The sequence below is a fragment of the Psychrobacillus sp. FSL H8-0487 genome, assembly GCF_038008385.1.
Classification (GTDB): domain Bacteria; phylum Bacillota; class Bacilli; order Bacillales_A; family Planococcaceae; genus Psychrobacillus; species Psychrobacillus psychrotolerans.
Genome location: NZ_JBBOZA010000001.1, coordinates 3,044,518 through 3,061,524 on the forward strand (window position 1 = coordinate 3,044,518; position 17,007 = coordinate 3,061,524).

20 protein-coding genes and 1 riboswitch are annotated in these 17,007 nt (G+C 35.8%); of the genes, 8 read left to right on the forward strand and 12 right to left on the reverse strand.

The annotated features are described in order from the left end of the window. Nucleotide 1: 1 nt before the first annotated feature. Nucleotides 2–1,033 (reverse strand): S66 family peptidase, encoded by a 1,032-nt coding sequence (locus tag MHI47_RS15610; RefSeq protein ID WP_340831418.1) that lies wholly within the window; start codon nucleotides 1,031–1,033, stop codon nucleotides 2–4. Nucleotides 1,034–1,154: 121 nt separating this feature from the next. Between MHI47_RS15610 and ypfJ the strand changes: the two genes are divergently transcribed. The 3 genes from ypfJ to MHI47_RS15625 all read left to right on the forward strand — a co-directional run bounded on the left by ypfJ (nucleotide 1,155) and on the right by MHI47_RS15625 (nucleotide 3,813). Next, nucleotides 1,155–2,003: a KPN_02809 family neutral zinc metallopeptidase gene (ypfJ, locus tag MHI47_RS15615; protein WP_340831419.1), complete on the forward strand. Its 849-nt coding sequence runs from the start codon at nucleotides 1,155–1,157 to the stop codon at nucleotides 2,001–2,003. Nucleotides 2,004–2,075: 72 nt separating this feature from the next. Then, complete coding sequence (gene dapF / locus MHI47_RS15620; RefSeq protein WP_340831420.1) at nucleotides 2,076–2,918, forward strand: diaminopimelate epimerase; 843 nt, start codon at nucleotides 2,076–2,078, stop codon at nucleotides 2,916–2,918. A 328-nt stretch (nucleotides 2,919–3,246) separates the two neighbouring features. Beyond that, nucleotides 3,247–3,813 carry a 3D domain-containing protein gene (locus MHI47_RS15625; RefSeq protein WP_340831421.1) on the forward strand — a complete coding sequence of 189 codons (567 nt, stop codon included), beginning with the start codon at nucleotides 3,247–3,249 and terminating at the stop codon, nucleotides 3,811–3,813. Between the two features lie 16 nt (nucleotides 3,814–3,829). Here MHI47_RS15625 and MHI47_RS15630 read toward each other — a convergent pair whose 3' ends face one another. The 5 genes from MHI47_RS15630 to MHI47_RS15650 form a co-directional block, all read right to left on the reverse strand. Continuing rightward, a complete protein-coding gene (locus tag MHI47_RS15630) occupies nucleotides 3,830–4,471 on the reverse strand; it encodes an NUDIX hydrolase (RefSeq protein WP_340831422.1) in 642 nt (213 codons plus the stop codon). Nucleotides 4,472–4,560: 89 nt separating this feature from the next. After that, nucleotides 4,561–5,040, reverse strand: a complete 480-nt coding sequence (locus tag MHI47_RS15635; RefSeq protein WP_340831423.1) for a hypothetical protein — start codon at nucleotides 5,038–5,040, stop codon at nucleotides 4,561–4,563. Between the two features lie 190 nt (nucleotides 5,041–5,230). After that, the gene (locus MHI47_RS15640; protein ID WP_093538118.1) at nucleotides 5,231–5,884 is read right to left on the reverse strand and encodes an HAD family hydrolase; all 654 of its coding nucleotides are present in this window, start codon (nucleotides 5,882–5,884) and stop codon (nucleotides 5,231–5,233) included. A 138-nt stretch (nucleotides 5,885–6,022) separates the two neighbouring features. After that, nucleotides 6,023–6,502, reverse strand: a complete 480-nt coding sequence (locus MHI47_RS15645; protein ID WP_340831425.1) for a hypothetical protein — start codon at nucleotides 6,500–6,502, stop codon at nucleotides 6,023–6,025. A 63-nt stretch (nucleotides 6,503–6,565) separates the two neighbouring features. Further along, on the reverse strand, nucleotides 6,566–7,264 hold the full coding sequence (locus tag MHI47_RS15650; RefSeq protein ID WP_340831426.1) for a Type 1 glutamine amidotransferase-like domain-containing protein: 699 nt from the start codon (nucleotides 7,262–7,264) through the stop codon (nucleotides 6,566–6,568). A gap of 267 nt (nucleotides 7,265–7,531) precedes the next feature. Between MHI47_RS15650 and MHI47_RS15655 the strand changes: the two genes are divergently transcribed. The 3 genes from MHI47_RS15655 (at nucleotide 7,532) to MHI47_RS15665 (ending at nucleotide 9,744) form a co-directional block, all read left to right on the forward strand. Continuing rightward, complete coding sequence (locus MHI47_RS15655; protein WP_340768304.1) at nucleotides 7,532–7,756, forward strand: hypothetical protein; 225 nt, start codon at nucleotides 7,532–7,534, stop codon at nucleotides 7,754–7,756. A 577-nt stretch (nucleotides 7,757–8,333) separates the two neighbouring features. Beyond that, nucleotides 8,334–9,059 (forward strand): GNAT family N-acetyltransferase, encoded by a 726-nt coding sequence (locus tag MHI47_RS15660; protein ID WP_340831427.1) that lies wholly within the window; start codon nucleotides 8,334–8,336, stop codon nucleotides 9,057–9,059. 178 nt (nucleotides 9,060–9,237) lie between these two features. Then, nucleotides 9,238–9,744: a hypothetical protein gene (locus MHI47_RS15665; protein ID WP_340831428.1), complete on the forward strand. Its 507-nt coding sequence runs from the start codon at nucleotides 9,238–9,240 to the stop codon at nucleotides 9,742–9,744. A 215-nt stretch (nucleotides 9,745–9,959) separates the two neighbouring features. Here MHI47_RS15665 and MHI47_RS15670 read toward each other — a convergent pair whose 3' ends face one another. Then, the gene (locus MHI47_RS15670) at nucleotides 9,960–11,183 is read right to left on the reverse strand and encodes an IS110 family transposase (RefSeq protein ID WP_340830698.1); all 1,224 of its coding nucleotides are present in this window, start codon (nucleotides 11,181–11,183) and stop codon (nucleotides 9,960–9,962) included. A gap of 394 nt (nucleotides 11,184–11,577) precedes the next feature. Between MHI47_RS15670 and MHI47_RS15675 the strand changes: the two genes are divergently transcribed. After that, complete coding sequence (locus MHI47_RS15675; protein ID WP_340763414.1) at nucleotides 11,578–11,757, forward strand: hypothetical protein; 180 nt, start codon at nucleotides 11,578–11,580, stop codon at nucleotides 11,755–11,757. A 511-nt stretch (nucleotides 11,758–12,268) separates the two neighbouring features. Here MHI47_RS15675 and MHI47_RS15680 read toward each other — a convergent pair. Together MHI47_RS15680 and MHI47_RS15685 are read right to left on the reverse strand one after the other, a co-directional pair. Beyond that, a complete protein-coding gene (locus MHI47_RS15680) occupies nucleotides 12,269–12,514 on the reverse strand; it encodes a DUF3006 domain-containing protein (RefSeq protein ID WP_093538112.1) in 246 nt (81 codons plus the stop codon). Further along, a complete protein-coding gene (locus MHI47_RS15685) occupies nucleotides 12,501–13,703 on the reverse strand; it encodes an MBL fold metallo-hydrolase (RefSeq protein WP_340831429.1) in 1,203 nt (400 codons plus the stop codon). The genes MHI47_RS15680 and MHI47_RS15685 overlap by 14 nt, the downstream gene beginning before the upstream one ends. 114 nt (nucleotides 13,704–13,817) lie before the next feature. Continuing rightward, nucleotides 13,818–13,862, forward strand: a riboswitch (PreQ1 riboswitch). 7 nt (nucleotides 13,863–13,869) lie between these two features. On the opposite strand from MHI47_RS15685, the gene MHI47_RS15690 reads away from it, so the two are divergent. Further along, complete coding sequence (locus MHI47_RS15690; protein WP_090568286.1) at nucleotides 13,870–14,352, forward strand: QueT transporter family protein; 483 nt, start codon at nucleotides 13,870–13,872, stop codon at nucleotides 14,350–14,352. A gap of 41 nt (nucleotides 14,353–14,393) precedes the next feature. Here the strand turns inward: MHI47_RS15690 and MHI47_RS15695 are convergent, their stop codons facing one another. From MHI47_RS15695 to MHI47_RS15705, 3 genes are read right to left on the reverse strand one after another with little or no spacing between them, the layout of a single operon-like run. Beyond that, nucleotides 14,394–15,287 carry a glycine betaine ABC transporter substrate-binding protein gene (locus tag MHI47_RS15695; RefSeq protein WP_340763420.1) on the reverse strand — a complete coding sequence of 298 codons (894 nt, stop codon included), beginning with the start codon at nucleotides 15,285–15,287 and terminating at the stop codon, nucleotides 14,394–14,396. Between the two features lie 4 nt (nucleotides 15,288–15,291). Further along, entirely contained in the window at nucleotides 15,292–15,879 is a 588-nt protein-coding gene (locus MHI47_RS15700) for an ABC transporter permease (RefSeq protein WP_411747102.1), read from the reverse strand. Between the two features lie 57 nt (nucleotides 15,880–15,936). Further along, a complete protein-coding gene (locus tag MHI47_RS15705; RefSeq protein ID WP_340831430.1) occupies nucleotides 15,937–16,899 on the reverse strand; it encodes an ABC transporter ATP-binding protein in 963 nt (320 codons plus the stop codon). Nucleotides 16,900–17,007 lie beyond the last annotated feature (108 nt).

The following is a 17,007-nucleotide window of genomic DNA, read 5'->3' on the forward strand; positions in this document are numbered from 1 at the left end:
ATTACTCCACTCCACTATCTAAAATGGAAAACGTCCTATTTTCACAATTAATCTCTGCCATTGCGCCATATGGTAGTACAAATTTAGGTTCTGTGTGACCGAAGTTTAAATTATATAAAACTGGTAAATTTTCTAAAGAAAGTTCTTTCATGATTACTCGAATGGACTCCTTATATTCCTCATAGTACTTCTGATTTTGAGGCTTACCAAAAATTATCCCCTTTGCTTGCTGAAGGATTCCCTGAGTGCCATAATTACGTAGCCAATATTCTATATTACCAGGTGTTGGTAACTCCTCAGACGTTTCAAAAAATAATATACTGTCTTTCCAATATTCTTTTGCTGGCCAAAGTGATGTACCTTTAGCAAATTCTAATACTTCGATACAACCTCCGATTAATCTACCTTGTGCTAACCCAGAACCTTGTAATAATTCATAGCCTTTATTTGTATTCATTTTCCGTTTTTTATCTTTATTTTCGATAATCCATTCCAATCTTTCACTTGTCCACTCAGTTGCAGGTTTTACCTCCCCTATTGCACTTGCTGTAAACAATGCCTTCTTCAATGCTTCTACCGTATATTCATGCATCTCTACATTTTCCGCGAAATCCGTCAATATAGCTGGTCCGTAAAAGGAGGATATTCCTGCTTTGTGACAAAATAGATGCGTGACAGTAGAGTCCGAATAGCCGATAAAAACTTTAGGATTATCTCGAATTACATCAAAGTCAATATAAGGTAATAGTCGAATGCTTTCGCTGCCCCCAATATTAGAAAAGATACCTTTAATAGTAGGATCCTTGAATGCATTCATTAAATCTTCTGCACGTGCTTGTGGGTTTTCATATAAATAGTCTCCACCCTTTAAACTATTTGGCATCGCTACCACTTCCAAGCCAAACACATTACGCAATCTATCTATTCCTTGTTCATACCTCCAACGAAGATCAGGTTCACCAGCGCCACCCCACGATAAACTAATAGTCGCCACCTTGTCTCCCGCTTTTAGCATTTTTGGTTTTTTCAGCATGATTAATCCCCCTTTTTAATTCATTATAAAGGAATCTATCCTTTATGAATGACTAATATGAAAATTTTTGGGTATAAAAACAATATACATATAATCTGCAATAGAGAAGGATGTGGGCAACATGAAATGGAAAGGTAGAGCCGGTAGTTCCAACGTAGAAGACCGCAGAGGAAAAGGTGGCGGTAAGGCCATTGCCGGAGTAGGCGGAGGAATCGGACTAATCATTGTAATTATCATTACGTTACTTGGTGGAAACCCAGATGATCTGATTGGTAATCTTGGAACAACAGATCAGTCGAGCAGTGTACCCTACGAGCAATCAGAACAAGAAAAAGAGCTATCTGAATTCGTTTCCGTTGTTCTAGCTGATACGGAAAAGGTATGGGCAGAAATATTTAAAGAAAACGGTATGGAATACGTGGAGCCGACTTTAGTGTTATATACGGATAGTGTCAATTCTGCATGTGGTGCAGCTGGAGCATCCGTTGGACCTTTTTACTGTCCTGGTGACCAGAAATTATATATCGACTTAAGTTTCTATCAGGAACTACAAACGAAGTTCAATGCCCCAGGAGATTTTGCCATGGCTTATGTAATTGCCCATGAAGTTGGCCACCATGTGCAAACTTTACTCGGGACAACCGAACAAGTAATGCCTCTACAGCAGAAGCTAAGTGAAGAAGAATTCAATAAATACCTTGTCCGCTTTGAGCTTCAAGCTGATTATTTCTCTGGAGTATGGGCGAAGCATGCACAAGGTATGGGCTACTTAGAAGAAGGGGATTTAGATGAGGCACTGACCGCTGCAAGTGCAGTTGGTGATGACACACTCCAAAAACAAGCTATGGGCTATGTCGTTCCCGAAAGTTTCACACATGGTACATCTGAACAACGTAAGAGTTGGTTTTACAAAGGGTATGAAAACGGCACAATCCAGGGTGGAGACACGTTTAATAGCAAAACTCCATAACATATTCCCTTGCTTATCCCTATGCTATAATGGGATAAATAAGAAGATTGTGACAAAGGAGTTACATTGAAAATGAAGATACCTTTTACAAAAATGCATGGCTGCGGAAATGATTATATTTATATTAATTGTTTTGAGCAAACTATAGATGATCCTAGTACACTAAGCCAGCAAATATCAGATCGCCATTTTGGTATTGGTGGAGATGGGATTGTATTAATATGCCCTTCCGATGAAGCTGATGCTAAGATGCGCATGTTCAATATAGATGGCAGTGAAGGTAAAATGTGCGGAAATGCTATTCGTTGTGTTGCCAAATATGTGTATGACAATAATATCGTTGCAAAAGAAGTATTAAAGATTGAGACACTTAGTGGGATTAAAACGATAGAACTTTTTATGGAAAATGGCAAAATGACTACTGCTAAAGTGGATATGGGCAAAGCTATTTTAGAACCAGCTCTTATACCAGTTCAATCGAAAGAAGAAAATCCATTAATAAACTTCCCCTTGCAAGTGGAGGACATATCCTACCACATAACAACCGTATCTATGGGGAACCCTCATTGTGTTGTATTCGTGGAAGACCCGATGTTAGTAGACTTACCAGTTATTGGACCAAAATTTGAGCATCATTCATTTTTTCCGGAGAGTGTAAATACAGAATTCATCGTAGTTATGGACCGTAACACCCTCCATATGCGCGTATGGGAACGTGGCAGTGGAGAAACACTTGCGTGTGGAACCGGAGCTTGCGCGGCAGTTGTAGCAGCAGTCTTAAATGGATACTGTGATAAAGATTCCAATATTACTGTAAAACTTTTAGGTGGGGATTTAGTTATCCGTTACACCGATGAGGGAGTATTCATGACAGGACCTGCAGTGAGTGTGTTTGATGGAGAGATTCCAGTGTAACTATAATGGATGGAATAAAGGCTTCGCTAGTAAAAACTAGTGAGGCCTTTTCGTTGTGAAGTGAGTTTATGGCCTATGTTTGTGAGTTTATAGACTGTTTTTTGTTTTTATGGGCTCTTGATACCGTTTTAAGGGCTATATTGCGAAGTTTATGGGCTATCTTCTATCTTATTGGTATAAATCACCAGTCTATTTAATAGACTATAATCTAGTGATATATATCTGTAATATTATTTATATTTGTCATGATAATGCCAAATTATCGTAATATTCTCGTAATAATGTATTGGTAAGATATGCTTAGACTAAATAGCAAGGGGTAGAGTATTTGAGAAGAATTCTTGGGACACTCATCATCACAATTGCACTATTGGTTAGCGGGTCAAGCATAAGCCTAGCCGCATCTTCAACTTATACAGTTCAAAAAGGAGATACTTTGTTTAAAATTGCTAAAACACACAAAGTGTCTGTATCCACTTTAAAATCTTGGAACAATTTAAAATCCGATACGATTAAGCTCAATCAAAAATTAAAAATTTCGGCAAAAACGGCAACTGCAGCAAAGAAAAAGAAAAATCCGTCTAGATCCACAGACGATAATGTAGTGAAAGAAATTGTTGTTTCTGCAAGTGCATTCACAGCAAACTGTAACGGTTGCTCCGGTGTTACTAGCACAGGTATTAACCTCAAACGTAATCCCGATGTAAAAGTTATCGCAGTTGATCCAAAAGTAATTCCATTAGGAACTAAGGTTTATGTGGAAGGTTATGGATATGCAGTAGCTGGTGATATAGGAAGTGCGATCAAAGGAAATAAAATTGACGTGTTTTTTTCCTCCAAAAGCGAAGCCTATAAATGGGGACGTAAAAATGTAAATGTTAAAATCTTAGAATAAAATATACAACCAACTTTCAACTAGAAAGTTGGTTTTTTGATGTAACAAATATTATTCCTCTGCATATTTCTTCATAGTACGATTGCGCATGTGGAACAAAATTTGTCTTTCCAACTATTTCATGAATCGGGCTTGTTGTTCCATCGTCTTCTACTCTGAAACCAATGATTTCTAGTTCCTCTAATTCACCCTTCCATAAGCTTACAAATTGAGAAATCTCGGCTCGCACAATCCCAGATACTTCCTCTGCCTGTAACGTAAATTGGTCCCATTCCAGTGAACAATCATATATAAATACATGTGCTAGCTCATTATCTATTAAATCAGCCGTTGTAACTGAATACTTCAGCACACCCAGTGAATACAATTCCTCAAAAATGACATCGATTCCAAGTTCCTCTTTTACCTCGCGTATTCCATCAAAGACAGTTTCACTTTCCAACAAATGACCTGCGGCAGTAATATCCAATAATCCTGGATAATCCTTCTTTAAGTTACTACGTAATTGTAAGTAAACATATTGTTTTCCTTCATGGTTACCAATGAACCAACATTGAAATGTTTCATGCCATAAACCGAGTCGATGGATTTCCTCTCGGGACTTCACTCCTATTGGGTTATGCTTATCATCAAATACCTTTAGTAACTCCTGCTCCATCTGAATCCCTCATCATTTATTTATTTTCAATCAGCTTTATGAAATTAGTCAATTTATCCAACAGAATTGAACAAGGTTTTTATATGCAACTATTGAATCCATTCCATTACAAATAGTTTTTGTTCTTTCACATTTGAAATTACAAGGATATAGCTATTATCTTCCTCTAATTTATAAAAGTATTTATCATTATTATTGTAAGTCACGGGATTCTCTTGAAATAACACATTCAGGTTCTGCATATCCTTATTGATACTGACTACATCTTTTTGAAATGTTTTAAGGTGTCTTGAAACAGTATCAAAAGATTCTTCATTAATAGGAATCCAACCATCTTTCTCCTTTAACTTCTTTTCAATAGACCTATATTTAAGGACATGAAAGGTTTCCCCCTCATTTGGAAACCCATTCCTTGTATGAAATACTGTTTCTATCTTACTTGTTATAGGTGCCGTAAATCCCCAATTCAATTTCCATTCAATAGATTTGGAAACATAATTCCAGTTAACTAATACAGACCCTACCAATAAAAGCGGAATGGCAATCCATATTATTATTTTCTTTTGCATAAAAAAATTCCTTTAGACTTGAGTGAAAATAGCATTTTATACAATCTCTCCCCAAATTCATTATTCAAGAAAAATGTTCTTTAAAAAATCCGTATTAAAATCTTCTATATCCCCCACATAGGTTACGTCGTTATGATCCTGCCTTTGATGTGAAGTGTTTTTTAATTTTCACGGGAGTTGAATTAGTTTTTTACATTTTAGGTATTATTGTTATTAGTTCCATTAAGTCATCTATTACCAGATCAGCATACTCGAGCTCATCTTCTTGTGCAAAATCGAAATTACATCCAATTGCAATTAAACCATTATCCTTAGCCGCATTTATATCTGAAAGACGGTCTCCGATTACTGCCGCTTTTTTTATATCATATTTCTTTAATATAGCTTTAACTAATTCTCCTTTATCTAGCGACTGTATTTGTTGAATACTAAAAGTTTCAGTAACCCAATTATTTAAATTATAATAATTTACTATTGCTTTTAAGTACTCTGTTAACCCATTACTCGCTATGTAAATGGAACAATTATTCTCTTTTAAATAACTGAAAACTTCTTTTACATTAGGATATAAATCCCCTTTTCCACTTCTTATGTTTTTCACTAACATTTCCAGAAAGTAGGCATCAGTCTGTTCTCTGTCTACCTTGGAGTGATTGGGTAACAAAGCTTCCCATACTTTTGGTAAAGGTACGCCCATAATTTCACGATATTTATCAATAGGGGTTACTGTATCCCATTTATTTAATGACCGTAAATGATTAAATGTATCATCTAGAGATATTTCTAAAATTTTATCTGTTTGAAATAGAGTTCCATCCATATCAAAAATCAGTGATTGTACCATTATTTCCTTCCTTCTTTCCATAATAGAATAGCTACCAAATTGCTACAGAATGACTATTAAATTCCTGTTGAACTAAACTTCGCCGGTAGTTCAACAAGAAAAGGCTTTACTCCTTCTTGAAGTAAAGCAACCAATAGCTCAATTAGTTAGTGTCAAGTAATAGTACTTTGTATCTTGTAATAAACTAATTAAATCAAATGATGCTTGGAAGGCAATATATATTGCAAAACCAGCAAATATAGATATAATAATTCCGCTATCTTTAAGTATTTTTCTATCTTTCTTAAAGAGGATAACAGTTGTGATAATAACGATTAAAAAGTAGGATAACGATGTAATTAGTTTTACTAATACTAATTTACTATCATTTACAGCATACATAAAATTTATTAAATCCTTTTTATTCGCATCACTCTCTTTAATAATAGATATATCTCCTTTGTATCCAATCTTCCAAGAAAATTTATTGTTTTGTTCTTTTGTTACGGTGTACTCATAACCAAAAGCTTTTCCTTCACCAATAACCCCTAAATATTCCTGTGTGTCCTCTTCAGCTTGAGAACAAGCAGATAAGATTAAGGTGAAGCTAAATAAAATTAGCAGTATACATTTTTTCAATTGAATTCCTCCGTCTGTTAGCCAATTCATTACAGCCTTGTTCTGGTAAAGCACGGCGGTATTTCAATAAGAGCCTAAAAATTCTGTTTGAAGTTCTGTCTCTATAACCTTAGTTTCGAAGGAAACACTATACGCCTTAGCGTTAGGCCGAGAGCTTACTATTTTACTAATTCCTTGTTCCTTGTAATGAATAGCAACCCCATCATCTGTCGCAATGCCTGATTTTATTTTTTGGGATTCCATAAGTTTGTGATATGCAGCTCTTCTTTCTATTTCTCCATCGTAATGCGGACAATTACTCCCGTTTAAAAAACCCAAACATTTTATTGGTTCAAGTCCATCTCCATACGAGTCAGTAATCCCTTCTTCAAACCAACAAATGGAACCTGCACTTAACCCTGCCAAAATAACGCCTTGATTCCACGCTTTTCTTAAAATGTCGTCTAAATTCCATTCTTTCCACAAAGCTAAAAGGTTTTTAGTATTTCCTCCACCAACATAAAGTATGTCTTTCTCTAAAATAAAACTCTCCAGATCCCTTGTCGGAGGTGCAAATAATGATAAATGGGATGGCTTACAATCTTGTTGGTTAAAAAAATTATAATACCTTGATATATAACTTTCAGAATCACCACTTGCAGTAGGGAAAAAGCAAATTTGCGGATTAACTTTCTTTGCTTGTTCCAATATATACAAATCTAACAAGGGATTTTCTGGTTCCATCGAAAAGCCACCACCACCAAGAGCAATTATTTGTCTCATCCACATGCTCCTTTCAGAAAAAAGTAATAGTAATTAATTCTACAAATAATAGATAATCCCTTCTTCAATACCGGCACCTAAAGTACAAAAAGGCTATATTAAGGGCTCGGATTGATTTTAATGAAGGAATGGGTTTCCCGTTCTGATACCTATGTTAATATAAATGTTAGATTGTGAAAGCGTTCACTTAAACTAACGCGGCAGGTTAGTTTAAGAAACAAATTGGTTAATTGTGGTAATATATTATCAGATATGGGAGGGATTTCATTGGACTCATTTTATATTTTAAGGTTCTTTACGACGTCAGAAATCATAATTTCTACTTTTTTTCAAAATGGTATTTGGGTAATTGGCTTTTTTTACTTGCTAAATAAGACATTTGAAAATAATAGACTTAAGTATTTTTCTAAATATACTTTATGGATTGTTATGGCTATATTATTTATTCATTCAGTAGTAATGGGTATAGAAACTTTATTCTTATTAAACTAAAGCAGCAGTTTAGTTTAATAAGAAGGTTATTTTTACTTTTGTGTTGAATGTATGTATAAGTTAGTACATGAAAATAGAAATAAAGAAATGAGGACAAGGTAATGAGACCTATATTATTGATAATCGGATTAATGGTTTGCTCTATGATTATCTTGACAGGTTGTTTCATGCTAATTAAAAAGAGGCCAGTTTCAGGAACTCCATTTATTGTTGGAGGTATAATAGGAATTATTACTTTGTTTATATATTCTTTTTTCTTCGCTTAATCTCGGTTAGTTAAAACAAGTTGAATATGGATATGAGAATAGACTCTTATAATACTAACTTGTGCGTTAGTTAATCAAGTGGCTGCCTGAAATGGTAGCTTTTTCTTATTGAACTAACGAAGCAGTTTAGTGAAAGAAGGGATATACGATTTGGATGAAGAATTTAAACAATAAATAGGCATTGAAGTAATTAAGGTTTCTTGAACTAACGAAGCAGTTATATACAGTTTAGATGAATAAAAGATTGTTGTAAGTTATGTGAATTTTTAATTATTTTATTCTGAAATTGGAGAAAATGAAGAGGTGACAGAGTGGTTCAAGAAAAAACCAGACATAGTGTAAATAGAGATTGGGCAGAGCGACTTGGGTGTAAGATTTCAGATATGACTACTCCAAACTTAATCGTTAAGCAACACTCTGAGTCTTTGAAAGAATATCATGGTATTTACTGCTTTTATAACGGAACAACTTGTGTCATATCAGCACCTCCTAAGTATGTTTCAAGAATCAATACAGCGTTAAGTGAATGTCGTCCAGAGGAAGCGTTTGATGTGGAACTGCTTACTGATGCAATTGATTCAGATAACTATCAAATCATCGGACCAGCTTTTCAAGGATACGTTGATGCTAGTTCGTTTATGGAACAGAAAACTCATGAAGTCGTTGAACTTGTAACCGAACATCAACTAGCTTTACTTCAAGAGCTTCGTTTATCCTGCTCTGAGACCGAATGGAAACACAGCGATATAGATTTTCAGAGACGCCCTATTATTGCACGATTTTGTGATGAAAAGATTGTAACGGCTGGTTCGTGGAGAGTAGAAAGTTCAGGAATTATTAGTGTTGGTATTATTAGTCACCCCAATTATCGAGGTAATGGACATGCAAAGGCAGTAGTTTCTGCTTTAACAAGTAAAGGATTAAAAACTGGTGCAACGATGCATTATCAAACACTAAAGTCTAATACTTCGTCGGTGGCGATTGCCCATTCTTTAGGATATAAGGAACTTGCTCATACCATTGCAATTAGACTTTAGGATTAATTCGGCTAACAAGAGCTTTGTTAAAAATTGTCGATGTTACTAACGTAGATTACTTTTTTCACTAACGGGTGCTTTACTTCAAGAAGGAGTAAAGCCTTTTTTCTTATTGAACTAAAGCGGCAGGTTAGTTGAACAAGAGGCAATTGAAAATTAATGGAGTTGAAGTTAAAGAATGAATAGCAAGACTAATATTCAAGAACAGTTTTATAAAATTTATAAAGAACAAATTAGTATTTCAGAATTTGAAGAATGGCTTTATAAAACACAAGAAATTGAAAGTATTTATGGCAATGATTTTTACTACAACTTACTTGATTTGGATTATAGAAAGAAACATATAAAAAACGAATTAGAGAAACTTATTGAGATGAAAATTCCTTTTAATGAATTTGAACAGAAGCGGATTATTTCACTTTTGGAAAATATAAAAGATGAAAAAGGCGACATAGTAGAGATATTAGAACAATTATACGATGATTATTGCAGTGGATACTCATTTCTACGATATTTAGGGCTTACCTATATTACTGGTATTGATGCACTTCCTAAGTTACAACAAAAAGATGAATGGGATAAAAATGAATTTGATAGTAAAAGAGAAATACTAAATAGTATTAAACCTAAGATTTTTCATGAAGCTATGCGGTTATTGTCTTTTTTTCAAAAAGGACTAATATAGATAATTGAGGAAAATGATTACAGCGATTATCGAAAAGAAGAAGAAAAAATAGAACTTAATAATATTGAAAGTATGTTTAAAGAATAAATCCTTACTGTACTCCCATGAAAATTAAAATCTTCGATTTATAGAAAAAGACAATACGAAATTTGACGCAGCCCAATAATTTTTTAAAAAAGTGCAGCGCCTAAAAGAGAATTAAATTGTGGGTTGGACTAGGAGGCATTTGGTTCAGTGATTGTCACGTTGTAACCTAAGTTTTCAAGTCTTCGAACTGAATATCGTACAATCGATTGTTCTTTTTGCTTGTCAAAGTAATCTTCCCCTAGGTCTACGTACATTTCTTTGCGAGTTAGGAGATAATAGCTGATTCTTAAAATGGCATGAGCCACTGATATTCCTGCACGCTTTTTACCCTTTCTTGATGCAGTGCGCCTATACAGGGCTCCCAAGTAGGTTTTGGATCCTCTAACAGAATGAGCTGCTTCAATTAATGCCGATTTCAAGTACTTGTTTCCTTTTTTCATGGTAGTTGATTTCCTCTTGCCCGCACTTTCATTATGTCCAGGTACTAATCCTGCCCAGGAACATAAGTGCGCCGAACTGGGAAATTGCTTCTCCACATCTGTACCAACTTCGGCTAAAATTTGTTCGGCCATTCGAGTGGCGATGCCGGGAATGGAATCCAATCGTTCTATATCATCTTGATGGGAGGATAACCTAGTAGCTACCTCTTCGTTTAATAGCTCAATCTGCTCAGTTAGAAATTCTATATGGACCAGAATGGTTTTTAACATGAGACGTTGATGTGGATTGATATACCCTCGAAGAGCTAGCTCCAGTTCACTCTTTTTCTTCTTCATTGATCGGCGAGCAAAGCTAGCTAGTTTCTCAGGATCATTTTCGCCATCGGCGATAGCACGGAGCATATCAAGTGACGAAACACCCATGATGTCGGAGACAACGGAACCGAGTTTGATATTGGCTCCTTCTAAAACCTTTTGAATCCGATTATGTTGTTTCGCTCGCTCTTCAATAATACTTCGACGGTATCGAACCAACTCCCGTAATTCCCGCTGATTTCGGTCTGGAATAAAACTTGCTTTAAGTAGACCGTGACGAAGAAGTTTGGCAATCCATTCGGCATCCTTTACATCGGTCTTGCGACCTGGTACTGCTTTCATATGTTGGGCGTTCACTACTAAAAACTCAATGCTCTCGGCTTCTAGCAAGTTAACAATAGGCTTCCAAAATACACCTGTACTTTCCATTGCTACGTGAGTACAACCATGCTCCTTAATCCAGTCAATTAACTGTAATAGAAATACAGTTTTAGTGGAAAACGTTTGAATCTCCTTTCCTTTTGGCGTAATAATACAAGCAGTAATGGAATCCTTATGGACATCCATCCCACAAGCACGTTCAATGATTACTTCCATTGAAATCATCCTTTCTACGGCAAATAGTATTGGAGGCTGGTGCAATAACCAGAGTAGGATTAATCTCCCATGAGTGCTTCCCGTAAGGGAGCGACAGTCTGTGATGCACCGTGGTCGTTGGAGTCAGACTAACGGATGGGCTCTATGGCACCATAGTTCATCGACCTTCCTCTCCCAGCCGTAGTATCCTATACCCAGGTTTTCATATTTTCATTCTCTGTGGTGTAGCGCTGTTTTTGCGCTACATGGGTGGCTAACGGGTGCTTTACTTCAAAAAGGAGTAAAGCTTTTTTCTTATTGAATTAACGAAGCGGGTTAGTTGAAGAAGAAAATCCTTTAAAAAGATTGTAGGTTTCAAGAGTTCGAATATACTGTAAATAAAGGAGAGATAAATATGATTTGGTTAATAGTTCTTATTATTCTTTTTGTTATTATCACCTTTGCTTTATTAGTTGACAGAAGAAATAATAAAATTAGTAACAATAATCAGAATCCAATTAATTCAAATGCAAAACCAGGAGAAAGTTCCAACATCTATTTGATGGGAGATAATAGACATAAAAGTGGAGAATAACTCGCAAAATTTACCGTGTTTGTGAAGTAGTGTACCTTAGCTTTAGTTTAACAAGGCCATCTTAAGGGGGGAAATAGTGACTAAAAGCCAATTTAAATCGTGGTTCTCATTTATGTTTGTAATAATAATCGTGGTAATTGCAAAAAGTTTATGAAGAACGAAGAGGTTTATTGGGGCGAAATTGTTACTGTAATTATAGCTGGTCTTATAGGAGGAATAATAGGGATAGCTTTGATATTAATAATAAAGATTTTTAAGAAGTTATTGGAAAAACAGGGACTTTAGCAGAACAGAAATATTAGGAGTTAGTCGTAAGTGTTATTCAACTAACTGGCGCTTTAGTAAAAAAGACAGCAACATAAAATGTGCTTGAGAAACATATCCCAACTCATATTTAGGTACATTTTAAATCACCCTTTATCTTTTAACATAACCTACAAAAAAAGAGTTGCCGAAGCAACTCTTTGATCTTAAAATACAGCAAGGCAATTATAATATTGTCAAACTCCAGTCAGCTTCTTTCTTTTAGCTGTTCCAGTAATCGACGAACCTTTTCCTTCTGATTAGTTGTTTCTTCCACAAGAGGTTCGATTTCATACTTATCTTCTATTGATGAAATGTTCACTATGTCCCCTTGTTTTAGTTTAACTTTTATATCAGAACAGAGAATTTGAAGGATCTCTGTTTCATTTGGAGTTTTTAAAAAGACTGCATAATCTCCTTCAAAACGATCGAGCGTATATTTATTCGAATTCACTCACAATCTCTCCTTTGTTATTCAATAATATAGCTGCATCCCCATCATTTCTCCACATTTGCGTAGTAGTCCATTTCAAATAGCCAGCGCCCTCTTTTACTTTGGGTCCACTTGTGACGTATATTGTTTTCCCTGCTTGCAAGCTAATGTTCGGAAACTTAAATGTTTGATTACCAGCTATGGAAACTAATTGCCATTCTTCTAAATTAACAGCTGATGCACCGGAGTTGGTAATTCCCACTATTTCGCCTCTAAGGTCTTTACTAGAAATATTAATACCTATGGCTTCCGTATTAGCAATTTCAGTTGGCCCAACATTACCATTTGTTATTACGTTATAATCTACTCCATCTGTTTCCACTACTATATTACCAACTATTGCTGTGGCATATAATTGTGAACTTATCCGCTCCAGTTTTGACTTCACCTCTGCATTTGGATGACCATAGGAATTATCTTTTCCATAACTTAAAATGGTAACCTCTGGATTTACTGCTTCTATAAAATCTTGCGAGCTACTAGTGTCCGAACCATGATGTCCTGCTTTCAAAACGGTTGCTTTAACATTCGTCTCTTCTAGTATGTCTTTCTCTACCCTGATATCTGCATCTCCCATCAATAAAAAGGAAGTTTCTCCGTAAGATAATTTTAATACAATAGATGCTTCATTATTATCAGCTGATTTGTCTCCCATATGTATGACAGAGATATCTAACTCCTCATCTAGAGGAATTGTATCGCCAGTTTTTGGCACGATGAATGGTATATTTTTGTCTAATATAAGCTGTAACATTTCCTCATACGTTTGAGAAGTATGTGTTTTTCCAGAGTCCACGAAATTTTTTATAGATATAGAATTCAACACGGAATGTAGGCCTCCGATATGATCGGCATCTGGATGGGTTGCCACAACATAATCGAGCTTCTCAACCCCGTGTTTTCGTAGATAATTTACTACATCTTTTCCAGCATCTTTTGTCCCCCCATCTACTAACAAATTTTTTCCGTTTGGCGATTGTACTAATATTGAATCCCCTTGCCCTACATTTATAAAATGAACCTTCATTTTGTCTCCAGGTTCCACTGGCACTTGTGATGCTTGTATTGTTTTATCTGGTTGCTGATTGAATGTACAGCCACTAAGCAAAACGGCTATACATAGACTTACTAAAAATGTGAACTTTCTCATATAAAACCTTCCTTTTCATACTTTGCATGATTCTACCATAGGACACTAAGATTCATATATTAAAGATTCCCTTGACAGTTGATAGCTATTCGCATAGAATAACTGTTTGTGAAAACTAACGTGGTTCGAGAACCTCCCACGGAAAAAAACTAAGGAGAAATGAATAATGAAAACAAAGACTATAGCAGTAACTGGTGTTATTGCCGCTCTTTATGTCGCGGTATCTCTACTAGTGGCTCCTTTTGCATTTGGTGCAGTACAGTTTCGTATTGCGGAGATGTTCAATCACTTAATCGTATTTAATAAAAAATACTTTTTTGGTATTGTATTAGGAGTATTTATAACAAATATGTTCTCTCCAATGGCCGCTTATGACCTAACATTTGGAGTAGCACATTCCATCATTACGTTATCCCTAACGATTTTGGCGACTAAATATGTAAAAGGAAACATAGCACGCATGGTTATTAATACAGTGCTCTTTACATTTACCATGTGTATTATCGCATTTGAACTAATGCTTGCGCTAGATTTCCCATTCTTCTATACATGGTTAACCGTTGCAGCTGGCGAGTTCACCGTATTAGCTGTCGGTATCCCGATTATTATCGCTTTAGATAAACGGTTGAATTTTAAGACGCTAATCTAAATAACTTCACCCGATTCTAGAAAACTAGAACCGGGTGTTTTTTATTTTTCTATTAATCCTTTTTCCACTAAAAAGTCGTGGGCTACATCTTCGGGTTTATCTCCATCAATGTCAACTCTCGCATTCATCTTCAACATATCCTCTTCGGATATTTTACCCGCTAACTCGTTTAGTACATCCTCAAGCTCTGGAAACTTTTCTAAAGCATCCATACGTACGACTGGAGCTGCATCATATTTAGGGAAAAATCCCAAATCATCCGTTGTCGTTTGCAAGTCAAATCGTTCGATACGTCCATCAGTCGTAAAGGCAGGTATAACATCGACGTCTCCGTTTTTCAATGCTTCATACATAACATTAGGATCTAGACTTTGCGTTTCAGAAAATACAAATGGGTATGTATTTATTAAATCATCAAAGCCGTCTCCTTTTCTTTCATAAAATGCATGAGGGGCCCCAAATACCATACCACCAGTTTTAGAAGCTTCTACCAATTCTGAGTAAGTTTCTGCATTGTACTCATTATCCTTTGTATAAGCTAGTGTATACGTATTTTCAAATCCAAGTGGACTTAACCAAGTAGCCTCAAACTTTTCCTCATAGCCTTTCCTTACTTTTTCTAATACACTATCTGAGCTTTCTCCTACTTCAGATTCTTCTTTTAAAACATCCTTTAAGCCTGTGCCAGTGTACTCAACATAAAGATCAATATCACCTTTTTCCAAAGCAGGAGTCATAATTGCTACTTCTCCTAGACCTTCCTTATATTCCACATCAATATCTGTTTTTTCCTCAATATATTGGCCTAAAATTTGTGGGAGTATAAATTGTTCCGTCCACGGCTTCCCACTAATTACTAATGCTTCATCTGAATTCGAACAAGCACTTAAAAGCATCACTCCTGCAATTCCTACTAATCCTATTATCTTTTTCATCTCTTCATCCTCCAGTTTTCATTCCTTTTGGTGTAGCTTTTTTCTCAATCCATTTCAATAGCAGATCAAACAGAATTGCTAGTAATGCAACTGGTAATGCCCCTGCTAATACGAGCGAATTATTGTATGATTGCAATCCACGGTAAATTACGTCTCCCAACCCACCTGCTCCAACAAATGTTGCCAAGGTAGCAATACCTACAGTTAGAACTGTAGCCGTTCGAATACCCGCCATTATAAATGGCAAAGCAAGCGGAAATTCAATTTGCCAGAGCAACTGACCTTTCGTCATACCCATTCCTCTTCCGGCTTCAATCATAGATTCGTCGATATTTGAAATCCCGGTATATGTATTACGTAAAATAGGTAAAAGTGCATAAATTATTAAGGCTATTAAAGCTGTTTTAGCACCAATTCCTATTAATGGAACGAGGAAGCCAAAAAGCGCTAAGCTAGGTATTGTCTGAAAGATCGCGGTGATTCCTATAACTGGCTCTGCTATTCTACGATACCTTGCAACTAATATACCTAAAGGTAAGGCAATGGCAATACCAACGGCTAAAGCTACAAATGATAAGTAAATATGCTGCATAAACGCCTCTTGTATTAAATCTGAACGACTTTGAACCGTCTCTATAAAGGTACTCACTTATACCACCTCTTCCTTCACTAATATTGCACGAAGTAGGATAGATTGATTTACAAAGCCCAGCACCTTGTTGTTACCCTTCACTAGAAGGCCATGTGTAGTTCCGTTTTCTAGTAAAGCAATAGCCTCTTCTATTAACATAGCTGCATCGACTTCTATATACGGAGCTTCCCATTCGCCGTCAAAAAAGGAGGAAAAGTCCTTTAGTTCCCTTTTTCCAACAGATTTTTTCCGATTAATTCTTTCGATTCCGATATAGTTTTTCACAAAATCATTGATAGGGTTTTCTATTAACTCTGTAGGTGTCCCAATCTGCTCAATCATGCCATCTTTCATGACTATAACCATATCTGCAATTTTCAGTGCTTCATCAATATCATGTGTAACAAAGACAATTGTTTTCTTTATCTTTTCTTGTAAATACTTTATCTCATTTTGCAATTGTTCCCGGCTAATCGGATCCAGTGCACTAAATGGTTCATCCATTAATATAATATCTGGATTCGCAGCTAGTGCCCGCACAACACCGACTCGTTGTTGCTGACCACCACTTAACTCAAGTGGGTATTTTCGTAAAAACTGTTCGGGTTTAAGTCCTACCATATTCATTAATTCGAAAATACGGGTTGCCGTTTTTTCCTTTGGCCAGCCCTTCAAGTTTGGGACTAGAGCAGCATTTTTTTCAATAGTCATATGAGGAAATAAGCCAATTCGCTGAATTACATATCCAATTGTTTTCCTTAGTTCAACAGGATCAATAGTAGAAATTACTTTGTCGCCTACGTAAATTTCTCCAGACGTCGGAGTTTCTAAACGATTAATAAGTTTTAGAAGGGTTGTTTTACCACAACCACTCGGTCCTATGATGACCACTAACTGCTCCTTTGGAATTGTTAAAGAGACCCCTTGCAAAGCTTTCGTTCCGTCTGGAAACACCTTCGTAATATTCTCGAAACGAATCAAATTGTATGCCCCCTTACCTATACTATATTTACTAACCTCTATGTATACCCTGAAAAGTTTAAGATAAAGCATTCGATTGCTCTATTTATGACTTTTATTTGAAATCTG

Excerpts from the sequence above, each read along its gene's own strand:
- MHI47_RS15675 (WP_340763414.1), top strand. The coding sequence starts at position 11,578 with ATGATTTGGTTAATAGTTCTTATTATTCTTTTTGTTATTATCACCTTT.
- MHI47_RS15665 (WP_340831428.1), top strand. The coding sequence starts at position 9,238 with ATGAATAGCAAGACTAATATTCAAGAACAGTTTTATAAAATTTATAAA.
- dapF (WP_340831420.1), top strand. The coding sequence starts at position 2,076 with ATGAAGATACCTTTTACAAAAATGCATGGCTGCGGAAATGATTATATT.
- MHI47_RS15610 (WP_340831418.1), bottom strand. The coding sequence starts at position 1,033 with ATGCTGAAAAAACCAAAAATGCTAAAAGCGGGAGACAAGGTGGCGACT.
- MHI47_RS15700 (WP_411747102.1), bottom strand. The coding sequence starts at position 15,879 with ATGCAGCATATTTACTTATCATTTGTAGCTTTAGCCGTTGGTATTGCC.
- MHI47_RS15685 (WP_340831429.1), bottom strand. The coding sequence starts at position 13,703 with ATGAGAAAGTTCACATTTTTAGTAAGTCTATGTATAGCCGTTTTGCTT.
- MHI47_RS15640 (WP_093538118.1), bottom strand. The coding sequence starts at position 5,884 with ATGGTACAATCACTGATTTTTGATATGGATGGAACTCTATTTCAAACA.
- MHI47_RS15670 (WP_340830698.1), bottom strand. The coding sequence starts at position 11,183 with ATGGAAGTAATCATTGAACGTGCTTGTGGGATGGATGTCCATAAGGAT.
- MHI47_RS15690 (WP_090568286.1), top strand. The coding sequence starts at position 13,870 with ATGAAAACAAAGACTATAGCAGTAACTGGTGTTATTGCCGCTCTTTAT.
- MHI47_RS15650 (WP_340831426.1), bottom strand. The coding sequence starts at position 7,264 with ATGAGACAAATAATTGCTCTTGGTGGTGGTGGCTTTTCGATGGAACCA.
- MHI47_RS15635 (WP_340831423.1), bottom strand. The coding sequence starts at position 5,040 with ATGCAAAAGAAAATAATAATATGGATTGCCATTCCGCTTTTATTGGTA.
- MHI47_RS15695 (WP_340763420.1), bottom strand. The coding sequence starts at position 15,287 with ATGAAAAAGATAATAGGATTAGTAGGAATTGCAGGAGTGATGCTTTTA.
- ypfJ (WP_340831419.1), top strand. The coding sequence starts at position 1,155 with ATGAAATGGAAAGGTAGAGCCGGTAGTTCCAACGTAGAAGACCGCAGA.
- MHI47_RS15630 (WP_340831422.1), bottom strand. The coding sequence starts at position 4,471 with ATGGAGCAGGAGTTACTAAAGGTATTTGATGATAAGCATAACCCAATA.